This window comes from Streptomyces similanensis (assembly GCF_039543625.1).
GTDB lineage: Bacteria > Actinomycetota > Actinomycetes > Streptomycetales > Streptomycetaceae > Streptomyces > Streptomyces similanensis.
Genome location: NZ_BAABKC010000147.1, coordinates 36442 through 56100, shown reverse-complemented (window position 1 = coordinate 56100; position 19659 = coordinate 36442). Strand labels below are relative to the sequence as shown.

Sequence of the window (19659 nt, the reverse complement as noted above, 5' to 3'; positions counted from 1 at the left end):
TGTCCCGGACCTGGGACGGGTACCTTCCGATGGGACCGGAGCATGATCGAGGCAGTCGGCCTGACCAAGCGCTACGGCGACAAGACCGCCGTGTACAACCTTTCCTTCCAGGTACGGCCGGGCGCCGTGACCGGATTCCTCGGGCCGAACGGTTCCGGCAAGTCGACGACCATGCGGATGATCCTCGGTCTGGACAACCCCAGCGCGGGCACCGTGACCATCGGGGGCCACCCGTACGGCAAGCTGCCGAACGCCCCGCGCCAGGTGGGCGCGCTGCTGGACGCCAAGGCGGTGCACGGCGGCCGCAGCGCCCGCAACCACCTGCTCTCGCTGGCCCAGCTGTCCGGCATCCCGGCCCGCCGGGTGGACGAGGTGCTGGGCGTGGTCGGCCTCCAGGAGGTGGCCAAGCGGCGTTCGAAGGGCTTCTCGCTCGGCATGGGCCAGCGGCTCGGCATCGCGGCGGCGCTGCTCGGCGATCCGCAGGTGCTGCTGTTCGACGAGCCGGTCAACGGCCTCGACCCCGAGGGCATCCTCTGGGTGCGCAATCTGATGAAGGCGCTGGCCGCCGAGGGCCGGACCGTGTTCGTCTCCAGTCACCTGATGAGCGAGATGGCGCTGACCGCGGACCATCTGATCGTCATCGGGCGCGGGCAGCTGCTCGCCGACATGAGCGTGACGGACTTCATCTCCGCGAACTCCGCCGACTTCGCCCGGGTCCGCACCCCCGGCACCGAGCCGCAGCAGCGGGAGAAGCTGACCTCGGCGCTGACCGAGGCCGGCGGGCACGTGCTGCCCGAGCCGGACGGCGCGCTGCGCGTGACCGGCCTGCCGCTGCCGCGCATCAGCGACCTGGCGCACGAGGCCGACGTACGGCTGTGGGAGCTGTCGCCGCACCGGGCCTCGCTGGAGGAGGCGTACATGCGGATGACGCAGGGCGCGGTCGACTACCGCTCGACCATCGACCAGAAGGCCGGGCTGATGCAGCCGCTGCCGCCGGGCGCGCAGCCTCCCGCGCAGGTACCGGGCCAGGGGCAGCCCGGCTGGTACGCCCCGCCGCCGCCCCAGCAGGGCGGACAGCCGTTCGCGCCGCCGCAGCCGCCGGCCCCGGGCCAGGCCCCCTACGGCGCAGCGCCGCAGCCGTACGGCGCTCCGGGCGCGGTGAACCCGTACGCGCAGCCCGTCCCGCCGGCGCCCGCGCAGCCGTCCGCCGCGCCCGCCGCGCCCGAGAATTCCGCCCCGACCAAGTCCGAGGACGCCCGATGAGCACGCCGCAGACTCCGCTGCCGCAGGCCGCGCCGCCCGCCCGGGAGGCGGGGGCCGCCGCACCGTACGCCGGTTACACCTCGCCGATCCCGGTGGTCCGCACGCATCTGGGGCACGCCCTGGCCTCGGAGTGGACGAAGATCAGATCGGTGCGCTCCACGATGTGGACGCTCGGGGTGTTCGTCCTGCTCGTGGTCGGGATCGGACTGCTGACCGGTGCGATCGTCGCCAACTCCGGCTCCGATCTCTCCGGCGACGACGACCCGCTGGCCCTGGGCTTCTTCGGGGTGCTGCTGGGCAGCATCGCCGTCATCACGCTCGGGGTGCTGACCACCGCCTCGGAGTACGGCACGGGTCTGATCCGCACCACGGCGACGGCGTGCCCGGCGCGCGGGCGGTTCCTGGTGGCGAAGGCGCTGATCTTCTTCCTCGTCTCCTTCACGGTCACCCTGGTGTCGACCGTGCTGGTGGCCGTGTTGCAGACGGCCATGCTGGAGGGGACCAGCGCGCGGCAGCCGACCGGCGGCGAGTGGTTCAAGGCCACGGTCGGCGTCAGCCTCTACATCGCCCTGCTCGGGCTGTTCTCGCTGCTGATCGGCTCGGTGCTGCGGCACTCGGCGGGCGGCATCACCGTGATGATCGGCGCCGTCCTGGCCCCGCTGGTGATCGCGCTGTTCATGGCGACGAGCTCGCTGGAGAAGGTGCGCACGGCGCTGTTCGAGTACTCGATCCCGAACCAGCTGGGCGTGTTCTACTCCAGCTCGCTGAGCGACTCGGGGCCGTCCGGCTGGGACCCGCTGTGGATCATGATCGGCGCCGTGGTGGTCGCCTTCGCCGGCTCCTGGCTGCTGCTGGAGAAGCGGGACGTGTAGGAGTTCTCCCGGAACCTGGGCTCCGGGAGCCGGGGTTCAGAACCTGGGCGCGTTACGGGACCGCTGCACCCGCGTGGTGCGGCGGTCCTTGGCGTTCCAGCAGGCCTTGTGCCAGTGCCGGCGGTCGTCCACCCCGGCGTGCTCGGGCCAGGCCACCACGTGCGGGACGCCCGAGGCGATCACCTGGTCGCACCCCGGGCAGCGGTAGGTCTTGCCCGCCGCGCTCGCCCCCGCGACATGGCGCACGCTCCACTCCTCGCCCCGCCAGCTCTCCGTGGCCTGCCAGCCCCCGTACCGGCTCGCGGCGTCGTCCTCGGCGCTCCGGCCGGCGGAGCCGGGGCCCTTGGGGCGGTTGCGACGCGGGGACACGGGACACCTCACGGAACGTGCGGGGGAACGGGGCTCCGTCCAGACTACGCGCCGCCGACCGGGGTACGCGTGCGGAACCGTATTCCGGCTCAACCCCCACAAGTCCCCCTGCCGGACACCGTATTCGACCGACAATCCGGAAATCCTTCTTCCAGACCGTGTCCTCGGCACGTGTCGGACGGTTATGCCGGGCGGGGAGCTCCGCGTCGGAGCCGAGGAAGCAGGAAACAGCGATGCGCGTAGGAAGTTTCGTGTTGGCCGCCCAGTTCCCGGGACAGGGACAAGGGGAGGCGCTGCACCGCGCGGTCCGTACGGCCGAGGTCGCCGAGGAGGCGGGCCTGGACGCGGTCTGGCTGGCCGAGCACCACTTCGTACCGTACGGAACGTGCCCGTCGGCCGTCACCCTGGCCGCGCTGCTGCTGGGCCGCACCCGCCGGCTCCGGGTCGGCACCGCGGTCAGCGTGCTGCCCACCGTGCACCCGGTGGCGCTCGGCGAGCAGGCCGCGCTGCTGCACGTGACGAGCGGCGGCCGGTTCTCGCTGGGCGTGGGCCGCGGCGGGCCGTGGGTCGACCTGGAGGTGTTCGGCACGGGCCTTTCCGCTTACGAACACGGGTTCCCCGAGTCACTCGATCTGCTGATGCGCTGGCTGCGCGAGCCGTCCGTGTCCGCATCGGGGGAACGATTCGCCTTCCGCGAGGTGCCCGTCGTGCCGCGCCCCTCGGAGGCGCTGACCGAGACGCCGGGGCCCGAGGTCGTCGTCGCCTGCACCTCGCCGGCGAGTGTGCGGCTGGCCGCCGAGCGCGGACTGCCGATGCTGCTCGGGATGCACGTCGGGGACGAGGAGAAGGCCGAGATGGTCGCCCTGTGGCGGCGCTGCGCCCGGGCGGCCGGCCGGCCCGGCGAGGAGGTCCGGGACGCCGCGCACGTCTCGGCCGGCGTCTGCCAGATCGCCGACCGGCGCGCGGACGCCGCCGAGGCGCTGCTGAAGGCGATGCCGGGCTGGTTCAGGCAGGGCCTGGACGCCCACGTCACGGTGGACGACCGGGCCCGCCGGATGCGCGATCCGCTGGCGTACACGGAACTGCTGTGCGGGCTGCACCCGGTGGGCGACCCGCGGCTGTGCGCCGACCGGCTGGCGGCGACCTCCGAGCGGACCGGCATCACTCGTTTCGCACTGCTCGTCGAGGGCTCGGGCGACCTGGCCGCGACCGAGGAGAACGTACGGCGGCTCGGCGCCGAGGTACTCCCCCACCTCGGCTGACCGAGCCGTCGCGGTGACGACGGACAGCGCCCGCGCCGGCCGCTCGGTCCTGACCGCGCCTCCCGCGGACCGAGCGGTGTGCGGACGTCCGGGCCCCGCGTCCGGTGCGCACCCCGGAGGGTCCGGCGTGCCCCGGGCGTCAGGCCCCACGCGTCAGCAGTCCCGCAGCTCCGGGGACTGGTTCAGCAACTGGCCGCGCACCGACGTGAACCGGGCGAGCCGTTCGTCGACGGAGGAATCGAGCGGGAAGACCGCCACCCGGTGGCAGTTCTGGAAGGCCAGCCGCACACCGAAGTGCCGCTGGAGCGCGCCGCGAATCGCATCGCTCGCGAGCGCGCGCAGCAGCTGGCCGCGCGCCTGCTCGTCCGGCGGGGGCGTCTGGTTGTCGGCGAACTCTCCGCCGTCCACCTTCAGCTGGGCCACCAGGGAGCTGATCATCTCCCACGCGTAGGGCAGGGAGGTCCGGACGCAGTCGACGAAGTCGGCTTCGTCGACCTCGCCTCGCTCGGCCTGTTCGAGTAGGGCCGGTGAGACGTCGAGCGACATGGGTTCTCCTCTCGCACCCCCGGACTGCGGGGGTTGCCGGACAGATGAGGGAGTTCGTGATACCGAACACGGTGCGTACACACATCGCGACCTCCCGTTCCCTACGTTAGGCAACTGAACGGTCACCCACCAGGCGAATGCACTTACCGGCAGGACGGGTTGGGCACACAATCGGCCACAAGTGAACACGGGTGATCGTGGGAAAAATGGGGCGGTGCGCGCGGGCCGCCCACGCGCCGGAGTCGGAGCCCCGGCGGGCGAATCGCGCCCGGCCCGGTGCGTCGAGTAGCGTTGCCGACCATGCGTCTCGTCATCGCCCGGTGCTCCGTCGACTACGCCGGCCGGCTCACCGCCCACCTTCCCTCGGCCCCCCGTCTGATCCTGGTCAAGGCGGACGGCAGCGTCTCGATCCACGCGGACGACCGTGCCTACAAGCCTTTGAACTGGATGTCGCCGCCGTGCAGCCTCAAGGAGGGGGCGGGCGACGAGGAAGGCGTGTGGACAGTCGTCAACAAGGCGGGCGAGAAGCTCATCATCACGATGGAGGAGATCCTGCACGACTCCTCGCACGAACTCGGCGTGGACCCGGGGCTGATCAAGGACGGCGTGGAGGCGCACCTCCAGGAGCTGCTCGCCGACCGCATCGACACGCTCGGCGAGGGCTACACGCTCATCCGGCGCGAGTACATGACCGCCATCGGTCCGGTGGACATCCTGTGCCGGGACGGCTCGGGGCAGACCGTCGCCGTCGAGATCAAGCGGCGCGGCGAGATCGACGGGGTGGAGCAGCTCACCCGCTATCTGGAGCTGCTGAACCGCGATCCGCACCTCGCTCCGGTGCGCGGGATCTTCGCCGCGCAGGAGATCAAGCCGCAGGCCCGCGTCCTCGCCACCGACCGCGGCATCGGCTGCCAGCTCCTGGACTACGACGCGATGCGCGGCATCGAGGACGACAAGCTGCGGCTGTTCTGAGCGACGGCGGTATGCCGGAGGGGCCGGGTCCGCCCGAGGCGGGCCCGGCCCCTCTGTCGTGGGCCGTGCGGCGGTCAGGCGGCCGCCGTCCCGGACGGGTCGGCCGAGGCCGGGGAGGCGCCGGTCACGGACGTGCTCGGCGAGGGGGCGCTCGCCGAGACGCCGGCCGTCGGCGGCGAGGAGCCGCCGCCCGCCGTGTCCCCGCTCGTCCCGCCGTCGGAGCCGCTTCCGGCGCCGCCGTCGCCGCCCGTCGTGGTGCCGCCCGCGGGGTCCGGGCTGCCGCCGGTCTCACCACCGGTCGGCGATCCCCCGGTGCCGCCCGTGGACGTGCCGCCGGTGGGAGAGCCGCCGGTCCCGCCCGTGCTCCCCGTGCCCCCGGTGCTCCCGGTGCCGCCCGCGCCGCCGGCGCCTCCGGTGCTCCCTGTTCCTCCGGTGCCGCCGGTGCTCCCGGTGCCGCCGGTGGAGCCCCCGGGGTGTCCGCCCGTCGAGCCGCCGGTGCTGCCGCCGTCCGTCGCGCTGGACGATCCGGACGGCCCAGGCGGCTTCGAGGACGAGCCGCCGCCGCTCCCGGCCGGCTGGACGCTCTCCGACGGCTCGGCGCCGGCCGGGCGGGCCGGGTCGTCCGCCGTGCCGTAGGCGCCGTCGGGGCCCGGGTCCGTGGGGCGGCTGGTGGCCACGCCGGTGTCGCCGCCGCTGCCGCCGCCCGTGCCGTCCTGCGGGACGTCCGCGCCCACGCCGCCGTCGTCGGCGCCCTGACCGGCGGACGGGTTGACGCCCACGTTGTCGGAGGGGTCGTTGGCGTCGTTGTGGGAGGTGGCGCCGAGCGTCACCACCGTGCCGAGGACGGCCGCGAGCAGCGCGCCCGCGCCCGCCGCCACCAGGTTGCGCCGGGCCAGCCCCTTCAGGCCCACCCGGTGCCGGGCCTTGCCGCCCGGCGCGGAGGAGGGGGCGTACGGCGTGTACGGCGCGGACGGGGCGGGCCGGTGGGTGACCAGCGTCGAGGGCTCGCCGACGGGCGACCGGAGCACGGGGAAGGGCGCGGGGACCCCGCCGGGCGGCGGCGCCGGTTCCCCGGCGCGCGCGTCCGCGATCTCCTCGTCCGCGGGCGGGCCGGAGCCCGCCGGCAGCGCGAGCGGCCCCGGCGCCGTGCCGGAGCGGTCGGCGACCAGCGCCAGGGCGCGGCGGCCGGCGACGGTGCCGCGCTTGTCGGAGAGCGCGCCGCGCAGTCCGATGGAGGTCTCCAGCTCCGCGCGGGCCCGGTCGAGGCGGTCACCGCAGAGCGCCAGGACGCCCAACTCATGGTGGAAATACGCCTGTTCGGCGACGTCTCCGGCCAGCCGGGACGCCTCGGCGCCGAACCGCAGCGCCCGCTCCCAGGCACCCCAGTGCAGACCGGCGGCGAACGCGGGCGCGGCCGTGCGGGCGAGCCGCAGGGCGAGGCTCTCCTCGCCGTCGCCCAGGGGCGTGGTGGCCGGCACCAGCACGGCCAGCGCGGCGAGCACGGCGTCCGCCTCGACGCTCACCCGCTCCGGGGTGACCGAGGGGTGCCCGGACCACCAGGCGTAGTGCCGGGCCGCGGCGCGGGCCTGCTCCTCGGCGTCGGCGCCGTAGCCGGCGGCCTCCAGCTGGGTGAGCACCCCGGCGGCGAGCCGGTAGCGGGCGCCGACCGGGGAGACCAGGCCGCAGCTCGCCAGTTCACCGAGGGCGGCGTCGGCGTGGGTGTCGCCGACCAGGGCGGGCAGGTGCGCCTGGTGGGGCACCTCGCCGCCGAGTGCGACGGCGAAGCGCAGGGTGGCGCGCGCGGAGGCGCTGAGCCGGGAGGCGAGCAGCGGCGCGGGCGCGGCGGCGTCGCCGAGCGAGGGCAGGGGCGCCTCGTCGGCGGTGGGGTCGCCGAGGACGGCGTCCTCGGGCGCGGTCTCGGCGAAGACGCCGAACTCCTCCACGGCGCTGGTGCCGGCCCGCAGCCGGTCGCGCTGGCGCAGCAGGGCGCCGGCCTGGACGAAGCGCAGCGGCAGGCCCTCGGACTCGAACCAGAGGTCGCCGGCCCACCGGGTCTCCTCCTCGGTGAGGACCCGGCCGACGCCGCGCTCGATGACCTCGACGCCGCCGGCCCGGTCGAGACCGCCGAGGACGACCTCCTCGACGCCGGACTCGGCGGACGGGGCGGACACGTCCGGGGTGGCGGAGACCAGGAAGGCGCACTCGGGGGTGGCGTCGAGGAGTTCGTCGAGCGCCGCGCCGCCGAACTCGATGTCGTCCACGACGACGACGGCGCCGATCTGCTGGACGTGGGCGAGGAGTTCGGCGCGGTCGGGGCGGTGCAGGGGGGCGCTGTGGACGGCGCGGAAGAGGTCGTGCAGCAGCTCGCCGGCGGTGCGGCGGTGGCCGCAGAGACGGACCACGCCGTCGGGGGCGAGGTCGGCGCAGTCCTCGGCGACGAGGTCGAGGAGGCTGGTGCGGCCGGAGCCGCCCGGTCCGGTCAGGCGCGCGGAGCGGCCGCGGGCGAGCAGCCGTACCAGCCGCTCGCGCTCGTCCTGGCGGTCCACCAGCGGTGCGGCGGAGGGGGCGGGGCCGGACGGGACCGGCGGCCGGCCGGCGCGCTCGGTCTCGGCGCGCTCGTCGGCGGTGCGGCGGCGCGGCCGGCCGGGACGCTCGCCGGGCGGGCAGATCTCGATCTCGCTGCCGTCGACGGGGTTGACGGTGAGCAGGAGGTCGCCCGCGACGACCCGCACCGTGCGGGCCAGGGCGGGCGCGTGCGGGGTGAAGTCGGCGGCGCGGGACTCCCTGGGCGGGCGCGGGCCGGGCGCGTGGCCGTCGCCGTCATGGCCCATGTCCTCGGGCTCCCGGATGTGCGGGTCCATGGGTTCCATGGGTTCCATCGGTTCCACGCCCCCAAAAGCGGTGTGCTCTTCGAGCCCTCCCGGCCTTGCTGCACGCTGTCGCTTCTGGTCCGGGCCCGCTCGAGGGTTGCTGAGCAGCGGGCGACCGAACCCTAAACCTTGGCACAGTATCCACGACAGCCCGGGGTACCGCGCCGTCCGAGACGTCACGGTCTCGGGAGGATTGTGCGACGTACGGTCGGGTGCCGTCCGCCCGGGTGTCCCGCCTCGCCGGGTTCACACCCGTACGGCGCGCGGGAGGCGCCGCGGCGCGCTCGCGGGGTGTCTCGGACGCGGGAGGTCTCGGACGCGGGAGGTCTCGGACGCGGGAGGTCTCGGACGCGGGGGGCTCAGACGCGGGGCAGGGACTCCACGCCGATGCCGCCCTCGATGGCGAGGATGCGGTGCAGCCGGGTGGCCACCAGCAGGCGCTGCATCTGCGGCGGCACGTCGCGCAGCACCAGTCGCCGGCCGCAGCGGCCGGCCCGCCGGTGGACACCCATGATCACACCGAGTCCGGTGGCGTCCCAGGAGTCGAGCTCGGAGAGGTCGAGGACCAGGTCGCCCAAGCCGTCGTCCACGGCCGAGTGCAGGACCGTACGGGCGTCCGCCGCGCTGCGGACGTCGAGGCGGCCCCCGACGACCACCTGGGCGTGGTCGCCCCTGATGTACATATGCGCTCCCCGGGAATGCGGTGGCGTGCTCCGTTGGACGATGGGCTGTGCAAGGTCTGACTGCGTGTGCGGCGGTGCGGTTGCCGCCCGAGGGCGAACCGCTGCCGAATTCACCCCGGAGGGTGATCCGGGCGGCTCCGGCGCGGTCTCAGTGCTTGTAGAAGCCCTGCCCGCTCTTGCGCCCGATGTCACCGGCGTCCACCATCCGGCGCATCAGCTCCGGCGGGGCGAACTTCTCGTCCTGGGTCTCGGTGTAGATGTTGCCGGTGGCGTGCAGCAGGATGTCGACGCCGGTCAGGTCCGCGGTGGCGAGCGGGCCCATGGCGTGGCCGAAGCCCAGTTTGCAGGCCAGGTCGATGTCCTCGGCGGTGGCCACGCCCGACTCGTACAGCTTGGTCGCCTCGACGACCAGGGCGGAGATGAGGCGGGTGGTGACGAAGCCGGCCACGTCGCGGTTGACGACGATGCAGGTCTTGCCGACGGACTCGGCGAACTCCCGCGCGGTGGCGAGGGCTTCGTCGCTGGTCTTGTAGCCGCGGACCAGCTCGACCAGCCGCATCATCGGCACCGGCGAGAAGAAGTGCACGCCGACGACGCGCTCCGGGTGCTCCGTGACGGCCGCGATCTTGGTGATCGGGATGGCGGAGGTGTTGGAGGCGAGCACCGCGTCCTCGCGCACCAGCTTGTCGAGGGTGCGGAAGATCTCGTGCTTGACCTCCAGCTTCTCGAACACCGCCTCGACCACGACGTCCGCGTCCGCGGCGGCGTCCAGGTCCGTGGTGGTGGTGATGCGGGCGAGGGCGGCCTCGGCGTCCTCGGCGGCCAGCTTCCCCTTGGCGACGAACTTGTCGTAGGAGGCCCTGATGCCGTCGGTGCCACGCCTGAGCGCCTCGTCGGTCACGTCCCGCAGAACGACCTCCCAGCCCGCCTGCGCGGAGACCTGGGCGATGCCGGACCCCATGAGGCCGGCTCCGATGACGGCGAGCTTCCGTGCCACTGACGACTCCCCTGGTGAACGTGTTCCACGTGTTGAACGACTGGGTGGACGACGGCGCGAGCGACCGGCGGTGACCGCGGGACGGCTTACACGCTGTTCTCGTACGACTCCTGAGCGGACACTAGCGCTCGTACGGGGCTGTGTGACCGGTAAGTAATGCGCGTCACGTCTCAGATGACGGACATCACACCGGCAGGGGTCACGGCACGCCCCGGACGGCGTAGTTGGGCGGCCTCCCGCTCAACAGGTCCGCGCCGCGGCCGGGGAGTGCGGGCGCGTCACGGGAGGTTTCGCGTGCGTCGCGGCCGCCGGTGGTCCCGGGGCGCGAGCGCGTCCGTCCCGGCTGACGCGTCGTCGGGTGAGGAGGGATCGGACGCCCGCCGTGACGGTGGGCACAGCGGTCTGCCGACCGGGCCGCGGGTAACTAGGCTGGTCGCATGGTCAACCTGACGCGCATCTACACCAGGACCGGGGACAAGGGCACGACCGCCCTCGGTGACATGAGCCGGGTCGCCAAGACCGATCTGCGGATCTCGGCGTACGCCGACGCCAACGAGGCGAACGCGGTGATCGGCACGGCGATCGCGCTCGGCGGTCTCGACGCGGAGATCGTCAAGGTCCTCGTCCGCGTGCAGAACGACCTGTTCGACGTGGGCGCGGACCTGGCGACGCCGGTCGTGGCGGACCCGGAGTTCCCGCCGCTGCGGGTGGAGCAGTTCTACGTCGACCGGCTGGAGGCGGACTGCGACCACTTCAACGAGCAGCTGGAGAAGCTGCGCTCCTTCATCCTGCCCGGCGGCACCCCCGGCGCGGCCCTGCTGCACCAGGCGTGCACGGTGGTCCGCCGCGCGGAGCGCTCCACCTGGGCGGCCCTGGAGGCGCACGGCGACACGATGAACCCGCTCACCGCCACCTACCTCAACCGCCTCTCCGACCTCCTGTTCATCCTGGCCCGCACCGCCAACAAGGAGACGGGCGACGTGCTGTGGGTCCCGGGCGGCGAACGCTGAGCCGGGCGGCACGCCGGGCGGTCGAGCGCCGAACCCCGCTCCCCCGCCCGTCCCGCCCGGCCCGCCCGAGCGGCCCCGTGGCGCGCGCCTCAGCGGTCCCCGTGCACCCGCCTCAGCGGCCCCCGTGCACCCGCCTCAGCGGCCCTCGTGCCGCGCGCCTCAGCGGTTCTCGTCCCGTACGCGTCAGCGGTCGTCGTCGCTCGCCGTGTCCCGGTCGGCCGCCGCCGCCGCGGACTCGGCCGCGTCGACCTTCTGGCGCATCCGCTCGTAGTCGCCGGCCGACCCGGCCGACCCACCCGACCCGGTCGGCGCGGACGCCGCCGGTGACGTGGCCGGGGCCGGCGTCGCGGCGCCGTCGTGCCGGCCGCAGCCGGCGGCGAGGAGGGCCGTGAGCAGTCCCGCCGCGGCCCCCACCGCGCACCGCCGAGCCCGCATCAGCTCGCCTTCGCGCCGTTGCCGTGCGCCGCGCACCAGGTACGGACGGCGGCGAGGTCCTTCTGCCGCGTGCCCAGGTCGGTGCGCAGCTGCTTGCGGTGGTTCAGGCGGTCCTGGAGGTAGGTGGCGACCGCGCTGTCGCCCGCCTTCTTGGCGTTGTCGACCCGCTTCTGGAGCCGGGAGACCGAGCCGCGGGCGCCGGCGCCGGCGTCCAGCCGCTTCAGGGAGCGGGCGATGCGCCGGTCCAGCTTGGGCACCCGCTTGCACAGCGCGTGCGCGCCGTCGCCGGTGGGGCCGGGGGCGGGGCTGGCGTCGGCCGCCGCCGCGGCGCCCGTGCCGGTGGCGAGGAGCGCCGTCACCGCGAGTGCCGTGCACAGCGTGCGTGTTCCGTGTCGTGCGTCCATGTGCGGTATGTCCCTTGCGGTCGTGTGCGTCGCCGCGGCCGGCCGGCCGTGGCGCGGACGACGCTAGGGACCTTCTTTGGGGAAACCTTGTGACCGGTCCGCCGTGGCCGTCCCGGCGGCGACGGTCAGCCAGTCGCGGCGGCCGGGCAGTTCGCCGCCGCCGCGGGGCAGCCGCACCGTGAAGCGCGCACCGCCGCCGGGCGCGTCGGTGACGGCGGCCTCGCCGCGGTGCAGGGCGGTCTGCTGGGCGACCAGGGTGAGGCCGAGTCCGGAGCCCGCGCTGTGCGGGCCGCGCCGGAACCGCTCGAAGACGGACTGCCGGTCCTCGGGCGGGACGCCCGGCCCGTGGTCGTCCACCGTGAGCACCACGTCGTCGCCCGCGGCGGCGAGGGTCACCCGGACGCGGGCGCGGCCGTCCGGGCCGCGGCCGTGCGCGAGGGCGTTGGCGAGCAGGTTGTCCAGGAGCAGCCGCAGCCCCGGCTCCCAGCCGTGCACGGGGAGCGCGGCGGGGGCGTCGAGCGCGAGCGCCGCCCGTGGGGCGCGCCGCGCGGCCTCGGCCAGGGCGGCGCCCGCCACCTCGGCCAGGTCCACGGGGCCGAACGCCTCCGCCTCCACCAGGTCCCCGCGGCCCAGTTCGCGCAGCGTGACCAGTAGGCCGAGCAGCCGGGCGTGCTCGTGGCGCAGGTCGGTGAGCACCTCCGTGCGGTCCGGGTCGGGCAGGTCCGGGTGGCCGGCGAGGATGTCGAGGTTGGCGCCCATGCTCATCAGCGGGGTGCGCAGTTCGTGCGCGGCGGCGGCGGAGAAGGAGCGTGCCGTGTCCAGGGCCTCGGCGGTGCGGGCGGCCTGTTCGTCGTAGCGGGCCAGCACGGTGCGGACGGTGGCGGCCAGTTCGTCGACCTCGGTGACTCCGGTGCGCCGGTGTTCCGGGCGGGCGGCGGTGGCCCGCGGGTCGAGTCCGGCGGTGCGGCGGGTGAGCCGGCGCAGCGGGGCGGCGGCGCCGGCGGCCAGGCCCCAGGCGAGCAGCCCGGACAGCGGTGCGGCGAGCAGCGCGGTGAGCGCCACCCGGTGGCGTACCGCCCGCAGTTGGGCGCGGTCGGCGGTGTCGGGCGAGAACACCCACAGGGTGCCGGAGGCGGTGCCGCCGACCGGCCGGGACAGCACCCGCCAGCCGTGTCCGCCGGCGCGCACGGTGACCGGGCGGTCGGCGGCGGGCAGCCGGACGCCGGCGGCGGGCTGGGGTCCGCCGCTGAACACGGCGTCGCCGTCGCTCACCCGGACGCCGACGTCCAGGGCGGCGCTGAACAGCTGCCGCTGCCTGGTGTCGGCGGCCCGGGCGCGGTCGTCGGCGGTGGCCCGCAGCAGGGCGCGGGCGTCGGGGGCGAGGGCGGCGGCGCGCCGGCGCAGGTGCTGGTCCTCGACGCGGTGCAGGTCCCGGGCGACCAGGTGCAGCAGCAGCCAGCCGGAGGCGGCCACCAGCAGCGGCACGGTGCAGCCGACGGCGAGGCCGATCCGGGTGGACAGTCTCACGGGGTCTCCCGCAGGACGAAGCCGACGCCGCGCACGGTGTGGACGAGCCGGGGCCGTCCGCCGGCCTCCAGCTTGCGCCGCAGATAGCTGACGAAGGTGTCGACGGCGTCGGTGCGCACGTCGAAGTCGTAGCCCCAGACGCGTTCCAGGAGCTGGTCGCGGGTGAGGACGAGTCCGGCGTTGCGGGAGAGCACCTCCAGGAGTTCGAACTCGCGGCGGGTCAGCTCCAGCGGCCGGCCCTCGCGCTCGGCGGTGCGGGCGGCGGGGTCGATCACCAGGCCGTGCGCGCGCAGCACGTCCGGTCCGGCGGGCGGGCGGCGGCGCAGCAGGGCGTGCAGGCGCAGCACGAGTTCCTGGAGGGCGAAGGGTTTGACGAGGTAGTCGTCGCCGCCGGCCTGGAGTCCGGCGATGCGGTCGGCGGTGTCGTCGAGCGCGGAGAGCATCAGCACGGGCAGGTCCCCGCCCTGCTCGCGCAGCCGGGCGCACACCTCGATGCCGCTCATGCCGGGCATCGACACGTCGAGGACCACGACGTCGGCGGGTTCCTCGGCGAGCGCCGCCAGCGCCTGGCGGCCGTCGGCGGCGCTGCGCACCGCGAACCCGCTGAGTCCGAGGCCGCGTTCCAGCGACCGGCGTATCGCCGCGTCGTCGTCGACGACCAGCACCGCTCCGGACCGTCCCGCCCGTGTCATGCGCGCCCTCCTCGTCTTCCGGCCAGCGTACGGCCCGTCGCGGCGCGTCCGGTGCCGGGCGGCCGCGACGGTGCGGGGCGCGGCGAAGGCGCACGTCAGCCGCCCGTGCGACGGCGCGGAGCCGCCCGGGCGGGGGCAAGCGGCGGCGCTCGCGGGGGAGTTGAGCGGGCGGCCGATCCCCGGCCGAACCTCCGCCGTAGTGGTCCAGACCTATTGACCTGTGGTCCAGACCTTTCTATTCTCGCGGCACTTGGGCATGGAGGCTCAGTCATGCCCCTGACATTCACCCCCGACAAGGGAGGCGCAGCATGCGCTTCAGACACAAGGCCGCGGCAGGGCTCGCGACCCTGGTGCTCCCCATGGCCGGCCTGGTCGCCCTCACCGGCCCCGCCAGCGCGGCCGCCGACGCGGCGTCCACCGCCACCGCCACCTTCACCAAGACCAGCGACTGGGGCACCGGCTTCGGCGGTTCCTGGACCGTGAAGAACACCGGCAGCGCGGCGATCAGCTCCTGGACGGTCGAGTGGGACTTCCCCTCCGACACCAAGGTCACCTCCGCCTGGGACGCCACGGTCACCAACTCCGGCAACCACTGGACCGCCAAGAACGTCGGCTGGAACGGCTCCATCGCCCCCGGCGCCTCGGTCTCCTTCGGCTTCAACGGCTCCGGCCCCGGCTCCCCCTCCGGCTGCAAGCTCAACGGCGGCAGCTGCGACGGCGGCCCCAGCGTCCCCGGCGACAACCCGCCGAGCGCGCCGGGCGCCCCGACCGCCTCCGGCGTCACCGACACCTCGGTGAAGCTCTCCTGGAGCGCGGCCACCGACGACAAGGGCGTCAAGAACTACGACGTGCTGCGCGACGGCAAGAAGGTCGCCACCGTCACGACGACCTCGTACACGGACAGCGGTCTGACCGCCGGCACCGACTACTCCTACAGCGTGCAGGCCCGCGACACCGCCGACCAGACCGGCCCGGTCAGCGGCTCCGTCGCCGTGCACACCACCGGCGGCGGTGGCACCACTCCCCCGCCCACCGGCGACAAGGTCAAGCTCGGCTACTTCACCGAGTGGGGCATCTACGGCCGCAACTACAACGTCAAGAACCTGGTGACGTCCGGCTCCGCGGCCAAGATCACGCACATCAACTACGCCTTCGGCAACGTCACCGGCGGCAAGTGCGCGATCGGCGACTCCTACGCCGACTACGACAAGGCGTTCACCGCCGACCAGTCCGTCAGCGGCGCCGCCGACACCTGGGACCAGCCGCTGCGCGGCAACTTCAACCAGCTGCGCGAGCTGAAGGCCAAGTACCCGAACATCAAGATCCTGTGGTCCTTCGGCGGCTGGACCTGGTCCGGCGGCTTCGGCGACGCGGCCAAGAACCCCGCCGCCTTCGCCCAGTCCTGTTACGACCTGGTGCACGACCCGCGCTGGGCCGATGTCTTCGACGGCATCGACATCGACTGGGAGTACCCGAACGACTGCGGTCTCACCTGTGACACCAGCGGTCCGGACGCCTTCAAGAACCTGATGGCCGCGCTGCGCGCCAAGTTCGGCAAGGAGCTCGTCACCGCCGCCACCACCGCGGACGGCTCGGACGGCGGCAAGATCGACCACACCGACTACGCCGGCGCCTCCCAGTACGTCGACTGGTACAACGTCATGACGTACGACTTCTTCGGCGCGTGGGACGCGAAGGGCCCGACCGCCCCGCACTCCCCGCTCACCTCCTACAGCGGCATCCCGAAGGCCGGCTTCAACACCGCCGACGCGCTGGCGAAGTTCAAGGCCAAGGGCGTGCCCGCCAAGAAGCTGCTGATCGGCATCGGCTTCTACGGCCGCGGCTGGACCGGCGTCACCCAGGACGCCCCCGGCGGCACCGCGACCGGAGCGGCGCCCGGCACCTACGAGGCCGGCATCGAGGACTACAAGGTCCTCAAGACCAGCTGCCCGGTCACCGGCACGGTCGCCGGCACCGCCTACGCCCACTGCGGCAGCAACTGGTGGTCCTACGACACCCCGTCGACCATCAAGTCGAAGATGGCCTGGGCCAACAGCCAGGGCCTCGGCGGCGCCTTCTTCTGGGAGTTCAGCGGTGACACCAGCGACGGTGAACTCGTGAACGCCCTCAGCAGCGGCCTGTCGTAAGCACCGCCCGCACCTGAGACACGAAAAGCTCCCCCGGACCTCGTCCGGGGGAGCTTCTGCCTGTACGGCCTAAGCGACGTTCACCCTCTGCCCCGGCGGCGCCGCCTCCAGCCAGGCGAGGAAGCCGGTCAGGGCGTCGTCGCTCATGGCCAGCTCCAGACGGATGCCGCGGTGCAGACAGGTGAGGATGACGGCGTCGGAGAGCAGCGCGAGTTCCTCCTCGCCCTCGGGCAGCCGGCGGCCGGCCACCTCGATCGAGGACCGCTCCAGGGTGCGGCGCGGACGGGGCGCGTAGGAGAAGACCCGGAACCACTCGACGCGGTCGCCGTTGTAGCGGGCCACGCCGTAGCTCCAGCCCTTGCCGCTGGTGTCGGAGGTCTGCGGCACGTCCCAGCGCAGGCTGCAGTCGAAGGTGCCGCCGGAGCGCTGGATCAGCCGGCGCCGCAGCCCGAAGACGAACAGTCCCACCACCACGAGCGCGACCACGACTCCGCACACAGTCAGAGCGAGGACCATCGGCACCGACCTCCTCGTCTCCTAGGTAATGGAACGGAAAAAACACCCACATCCGCCTCAGCCGCGACCGGTTCCGGATTGCTCCGGTACCGGCCGCGGCTGAGTGACGTCATCGCATCGGCGCGGGGTTCAGCGCGTCGCCGTCGCCGCCCGCAGACGGACGTCCGCACGACGCTCGGCGGAGGCGTCGCCCTCCGCCTTCGCACGTTCGAGCTCCCGCTCCACGCGCTGGACGTCGATCTCGTCCGACAGCTCGGCGATCTCCGCCAGCAGCGACAGCTTGTCGTCCGCGAAGGAGATGAAACCGCCGTGCACCGCGGCGACGACCGTCCCGCCGTCACTCGTACGGATGGTCACCGGGCCCGACTCCAGCACACCGAGCAGCGGCTGGTGACCGGGCATGACGCCGATGTCGCCGGACGTGGTGCGCGCGACGACCAGGGTGGCCTCGCCGGACCAGACCTGGCGGTCGGCGGCGACCAGCTCGACGTGCAGCTCAGCAGCCAAGGGAGGCTCCTCGGGTCACCACCCGGTGGGGTCACCGGGTGTTGGAAACAAGTCTAGTGGGCCGTGCGGCACCAAGTGCCGGGGCCCGCCCCCGGCAGGGCCGGGGGCTTGGGGGAAGTCCCCCGTGAGGCACAGCGTTGGGCGTGGATGAGGGGGCGGGACGCCCCGCCCCCTCGGGTGTGAGCCGGACGGCTCACGGTGAGCCGGAGGCTCAGGAGACGCCGAGCTCCTTGGCGTTGCTCTTCAGGTCCTCGATGCCACCGCACATGAAGAACGCCTGCTCCGGGAAGTGGTCGTACTCGCCGTCGCAGATCGCGTTGAACGCGGCGATCGACTCGTCCAGCGGCACGTCCGAACCGTCCACGCCGGTGAACTGCTTGGCGACGTGGGTGTTCTGGGACAGGAAGCGCTCCACGCGACGGGCACGGTGGACGACGAGCTTGTCCTCCTCGCCGAGCTCGTCGATACCGAGGATCGCGATGATGTCCTGGAGGTCCTTGTACTTCTGCAGGATGTTCTTCACGCGCATGGCCGCGTTGTAGTGGTCCTGCGCGATGTAGCGCGGGTCCAGGATCCGGGACGTGGAGTCCAGCGGGTCCACGGCCGGGTAGATGCCCTTCTCGGAGATCGGACGGGACAGAACCGTCGTCGCGTCGAGGTGGGCGAAGGTGGTCGCCGGGGCCGGGTCGGTCAGGTCGTCGGCGGGGACGTAGATCGCCTGCATCGAGGTGATCGAGTGACCGCGGGTCGAGGTGATGCGCTCCTGGAGGAGACCCATCTCGTCGGCCAGGTTCGGCTGGTAACCCACCGCGGACGGCATGCGGCCGAGCAGCGTGGAGACCTCGGAGCCGGCCTGCGTGAAGCGGAAGATGTTGTCGATGAAGAACAGCACGTCCTGCTTCTGGACGTCGCGGAAGTACTCGGCCATGGTGAGGCCGGCCAGCGCGACGCGCAGACGGGTGCCCGGGGGCTCGTCCATCTGGCCGAAGACCAGCGCGGTCTTGTCGATGACGCCCGAGTCGGACATCTCCTCGATGAGGTCGTTGCCCTCACGGGTGCGCTCGCCGACACCGGCGAACACGGAGACACCGTCGTGGTTGTTGGCGACGCGGTAGATCATCTCCTGGATGAGCACCGTCTTGCCGACGCCGGCGCCGCCGAACAGACCGATCTTGCCGCCCTTGACGTACGGGGTCAGCAGGTCGATGACCTTGACGCCGGTCTCGAACATCTCGGTCTTCGACTCGAGCTCGTCGAAGTTCGGGGCCTTGCGGTGGATGGACCAGCGCTCGCCCGCGTACTGCTCGTCGACGTTCAGCACCTCACCGAGGGTGTTGAACACCTTGCCCTTGGTGAAGTCGCCGACCGGGACGGTGATGCCGTCGCCGGTGTCGGTGACCGGGGCCTGGCGGACCAGACCGTCGGTGGGCTGCATGGAGATGGTGCGGACCAGGCCGTCGCCCAGGTGCTGGGCGACCTCCAGGGTCAGCGTCTTGCGCTCGCCCTCGTTCGCCGGGTCGGCGACCTCGACGTGCAGGGCGTTGTAGATCTCCGGCATCGCGTCGACGGGGAACTCCACGTCGACGACCGGGCCGATGACCCGCGCGACGCGGCCGGTGGCCACGCCCGCCGCAGCGGTCGGCTCAACAGTGGTGGTCATTAGTTGTCACTCCCCGCGGTCGCGTCGGCCAGGGCGCTCGCGCCACCGACGATCTCGCTGATTTCCTGGGTGATTTCGGCCTGGCGGGCCGCGTTGGCAAGACGGGAGAGCGTGTTGATCAGCTCGCCCGCGTTGTCGGTGGCCGACTTCATCGCGCGCCGCGTGGCGGCGTGCTTCGAAGCGGCCGACTGGAGCAGCGCGTTGTAGATGCGGCTCTCCACGTAGCGCGGCAGCAGGGCGTCGAGGACGTCCTCCGCCGAGGGCTCGAAGTCGTAGAGCGGAAGGATCTCGTCCTTCTTGCCCGTCTCGGCCGCGACCTCGTCCAGACGCAGCGGAAGCAGTCGGGGGTCGACCGCGGTCTGCGTCATCATCGAGACGAACTCGGTGTAGACGATGTGGAGTTCGTCCACGCCGCCGTCCGCCGTCTCCGTCTCGATGGCCTCGATCAGCGGCGCCGCGACCTTCTTGGCGTCCGCGTACGTCGGCTCGTCGGTGAAGCCCGTGAACGACTCCGCGACGGTGCGCTCGCGGAAGTTGTAGTGGGCGACGCCGCGCCGGCCGACGATGTACGTGTCGACCTGCTTGCCCTCGCGCTCCAGGCGCTCGGTCAGCTGCTCCGCCGCCTTGATGGCGTTGGAGTTGAAGGCGCCGGCCAGACCGCGGTCGCTCGTGAGGAGCAGGACCGCGGCACGGGTCGGGTTCTCCGTCTCCGTGGTCAGCGGGTGCCTGGTGTTGGATCCCGTGCCGACCGCCGTGACCGCGCGGGTCAGTTCCTGCGCGTACGGCGTGGAGGCCGCCACCTTGCGCTGCGCCTTGACGACGCGCGAGGCGGCGATCATCTCCATCGCCTTGGTGATCTTCTTGGTCGCGGTGACGGATCGGATGCGACGCTTGTAGACCCGGAGCTGGGCTCCCATGAGTCAGGTC

General features: G+C 73.3%; 19 protein-coding genes. 6 read left to right on the top strand and 13 right to left on the bottom strand.

Going from position 1 to position 19659, the window contains the following annotated elements; translation table 11 throughout:
- Positions 1 to 42 precede the first annotated feature (42 nt).
- Positions 43 to 1263 carry an ABC transporter ATP-binding protein gene (locus ABEB07_RS38160; RefSeq protein WP_345672644.1) on the top strand — a complete coding sequence of 407 codons (1221 nt, stop codon included), beginning with the start codon at positions 43 to 45 and terminating at the stop codon, positions 1261 to 1263.
- Positions 1260 to 2135, top strand: a complete 876-nt coding sequence (locus ABEB07_RS38155) for an ABC transporter permease (RefSeq protein WP_345672643.1) — start codon at positions 1260 to 1262, stop codon at positions 2133 to 2135. Before ABEB07_RS38160 ends, ABEB07_RS38155 begins: the two co-directional genes overlap by 4 nt.
- A 36-nt stretch (positions 2136 to 2171) precedes the next feature.
- Here the strand turns inward: ABEB07_RS38155 and ABEB07_RS38150 are convergent, their stop codons facing one another.
- The gene (locus ABEB07_RS38150; RefSeq protein WP_176150519.1) at positions 2172 to 2504 is read right to left on the bottom strand and encodes an ATP/GTP-binding protein; all 333 of its coding nucleotides are present in this window, start codon (positions 2502 to 2504) and stop codon (positions 2172 to 2174) included.
- 233 nt (positions 2505 to 2737) lie between these two features.
- On the opposite strand from ABEB07_RS38150, the gene ABEB07_RS38145 reads away from it, so the two are divergent.
- Complete coding sequence (locus ABEB07_RS38145) at positions 2738 to 3766, top strand: LLM class flavin-dependent oxidoreductase (RefSeq protein ID WP_345672641.1); 1029 nt, start codon at positions 2738 to 2740, stop codon at positions 3764 to 3766.
- Positions 3767 to 3919: 153 nt separating this feature from the next.
- Here ABEB07_RS38145 and ABEB07_RS38140 read toward each other — a convergent pair whose 3' ends face one another.
- Positions 3920 to 4312 carry an SCO5389 family protein gene (locus ABEB07_RS38140; protein ID WP_164588632.1) on the bottom strand — a complete coding sequence of 131 codons (393 nt, stop codon included), beginning with the start codon at positions 4310 to 4312 and terminating at the stop codon, positions 3920 to 3922.
- A gap of 300 nt (positions 4313 to 4612) precedes the next feature.
- On the opposite strand from ABEB07_RS38140, the gene nucS reads away from it, so the two are divergent.
- On the top strand, positions 4613 to 5284 hold the full coding sequence (nucS, locus tag ABEB07_RS38135) for an endonuclease NucS (protein ID WP_164588631.1): 672 nt from the start codon (positions 4613 to 4615) through the stop codon (positions 5282 to 5284).
- Between the two features lie 74 nt (positions 5285 to 5358).
- Here nucS and ABEB07_RS38130 read toward each other — a convergent pair whose 3' ends face one another.
- From ABEB07_RS38130 to ABEB07_RS38120, 3 genes are all read right to left on the bottom strand, one after another.
- Complete coding sequence (locus ABEB07_RS38130) at positions 5359 to 8145, bottom strand: ATP-binding protein (protein WP_345672674.1); 2787 nt, start codon at positions 8143 to 8145, stop codon at positions 5359 to 5361.
- Positions 8146 to 8513: 368 nt separating this feature from the next.
- The gene (locus ABEB07_RS38125; RefSeq protein ID WP_164582114.1) at positions 8514 to 8837 is read right to left on the bottom strand and encodes an STAS domain-containing protein; all 324 of its coding nucleotides are present in this window, start codon (positions 8835 to 8837) and stop codon (positions 8514 to 8516) included.
- 148 nt (positions 8838 to 8985) lie between these two features.
- A complete protein-coding gene (locus ABEB07_RS38120) occupies positions 8986 to 9834 on the bottom strand; it encodes a 3-hydroxybutyryl-CoA dehydrogenase (protein ID WP_164582112.1) in 849 nt (282 codons plus the stop codon).
- Positions 9835 to 10271: 437 nt separating this feature from the next.
- Between ABEB07_RS38120 and ABEB07_RS38115 the strand changes: the two genes are divergently transcribed.
- Complete coding sequence (locus tag ABEB07_RS38115) at positions 10272 to 10844, top strand: cob(I)yrinic acid a,c-diamide adenosyltransferase (protein ID WP_345672639.1); 573 nt, start codon at positions 10272 to 10274, stop codon at positions 10842 to 10844.
- A 183-nt stretch (positions 10845 to 11027) separates the two neighbouring features.
- Here the strand turns inward: ABEB07_RS38115 and ABEB07_RS38110 are convergent, their stop codons facing one another.
- The 4 genes from ABEB07_RS38110 to ABEB07_RS38095 form a co-directional block, all read right to left on the bottom strand.
- A complete protein-coding gene (locus ABEB07_RS38110; protein ID WP_345672638.1) occupies positions 11028 to 11279 on the bottom strand; it encodes a hypothetical protein in 252 nt (83 codons plus the stop codon).
- Positions 11279 to 11683, bottom strand: a complete 405-nt coding sequence (locus ABEB07_RS38105; RefSeq protein ID WP_345672636.1) for a hypothetical protein — start codon at positions 11681 to 11683, stop codon at positions 11279 to 11281. Before ABEB07_RS38105 ends, ABEB07_RS38110 begins: the two co-directional genes overlap by 1 nt.
- Positions 11684 to 11746: 63 nt before the next feature.
- A complete protein-coding gene (locus ABEB07_RS38100) occupies positions 11747 to 13210 on the bottom strand; it encodes a sensor histidine kinase (protein ID WP_345672634.1) in 1464 nt (487 codons plus the stop codon).
- Entirely contained in the window at positions 13207 to 13902 is a 696-nt protein-coding gene (locus tag ABEB07_RS38095) for a response regulator transcription factor (protein WP_345672633.1), read from the bottom strand. Before ABEB07_RS38095 ends, ABEB07_RS38100 begins: the two co-directional genes overlap by 4 nt.
- A gap of 308 nt (positions 13903 to 14210) precedes the next feature.
- On the opposite strand from ABEB07_RS38095, the gene ABEB07_RS38090 reads away from it, so the two are divergent.
- Positions 14211 to 16049 (top strand): glycoside hydrolase family 18 chitinase, encoded by a 1839-nt coding sequence (locus ABEB07_RS38090; RefSeq protein ID WP_176150511.1) that lies wholly within the window; start codon positions 14211 to 14213, stop codon positions 16047 to 16049.
- Positions 16050 to 16118: 69 nt separating this feature from the next.
- Here ABEB07_RS38090 and ABEB07_RS38085 read toward each other — a convergent pair whose 3' ends face one another.
- From ABEB07_RS38085 to ABEB07_RS38070, 4 genes are all read right to left on the bottom strand, one after another.
- Positions 16119 to 16565, bottom strand: a complete 447-nt coding sequence (locus ABEB07_RS38085; protein WP_176150510.1) for a DUF2550 domain-containing protein — start codon at positions 16563 to 16565, stop codon at positions 16119 to 16121.
- A 129-nt stretch (positions 16566 to 16694) separates the two neighbouring features.
- Complete coding sequence (locus ABEB07_RS38080) at positions 16695 to 17072, bottom strand: F0F1 ATP synthase subunit epsilon (RefSeq protein ID WP_164586434.1); 378 nt, start codon at positions 17070 to 17072, stop codon at positions 16695 to 16697.
- Between the two features lie 211 nt (positions 17073 to 17283).
- Positions 17284 to 18732, bottom strand: coding sequence for a F0F1 ATP synthase subunit beta (atpD, locus tag ABEB07_RS38075; protein ID WP_164586432.1), 1449 nt, complete (start codon positions 18730 to 18732; stop codon positions 17284 to 17286).
- Entirely contained in the window at positions 18732 to 19649 is a 918-nt protein-coding gene (locus ABEB07_RS38070; RefSeq protein ID WP_164586430.1) for a F0F1 ATP synthase subunit gamma, read from the bottom strand. Before ABEB07_RS38070 ends, atpD begins: the two co-directional genes overlap by 1 nt.
- Positions 19650 to 19659: the final 10 nt, after the last annotated feature.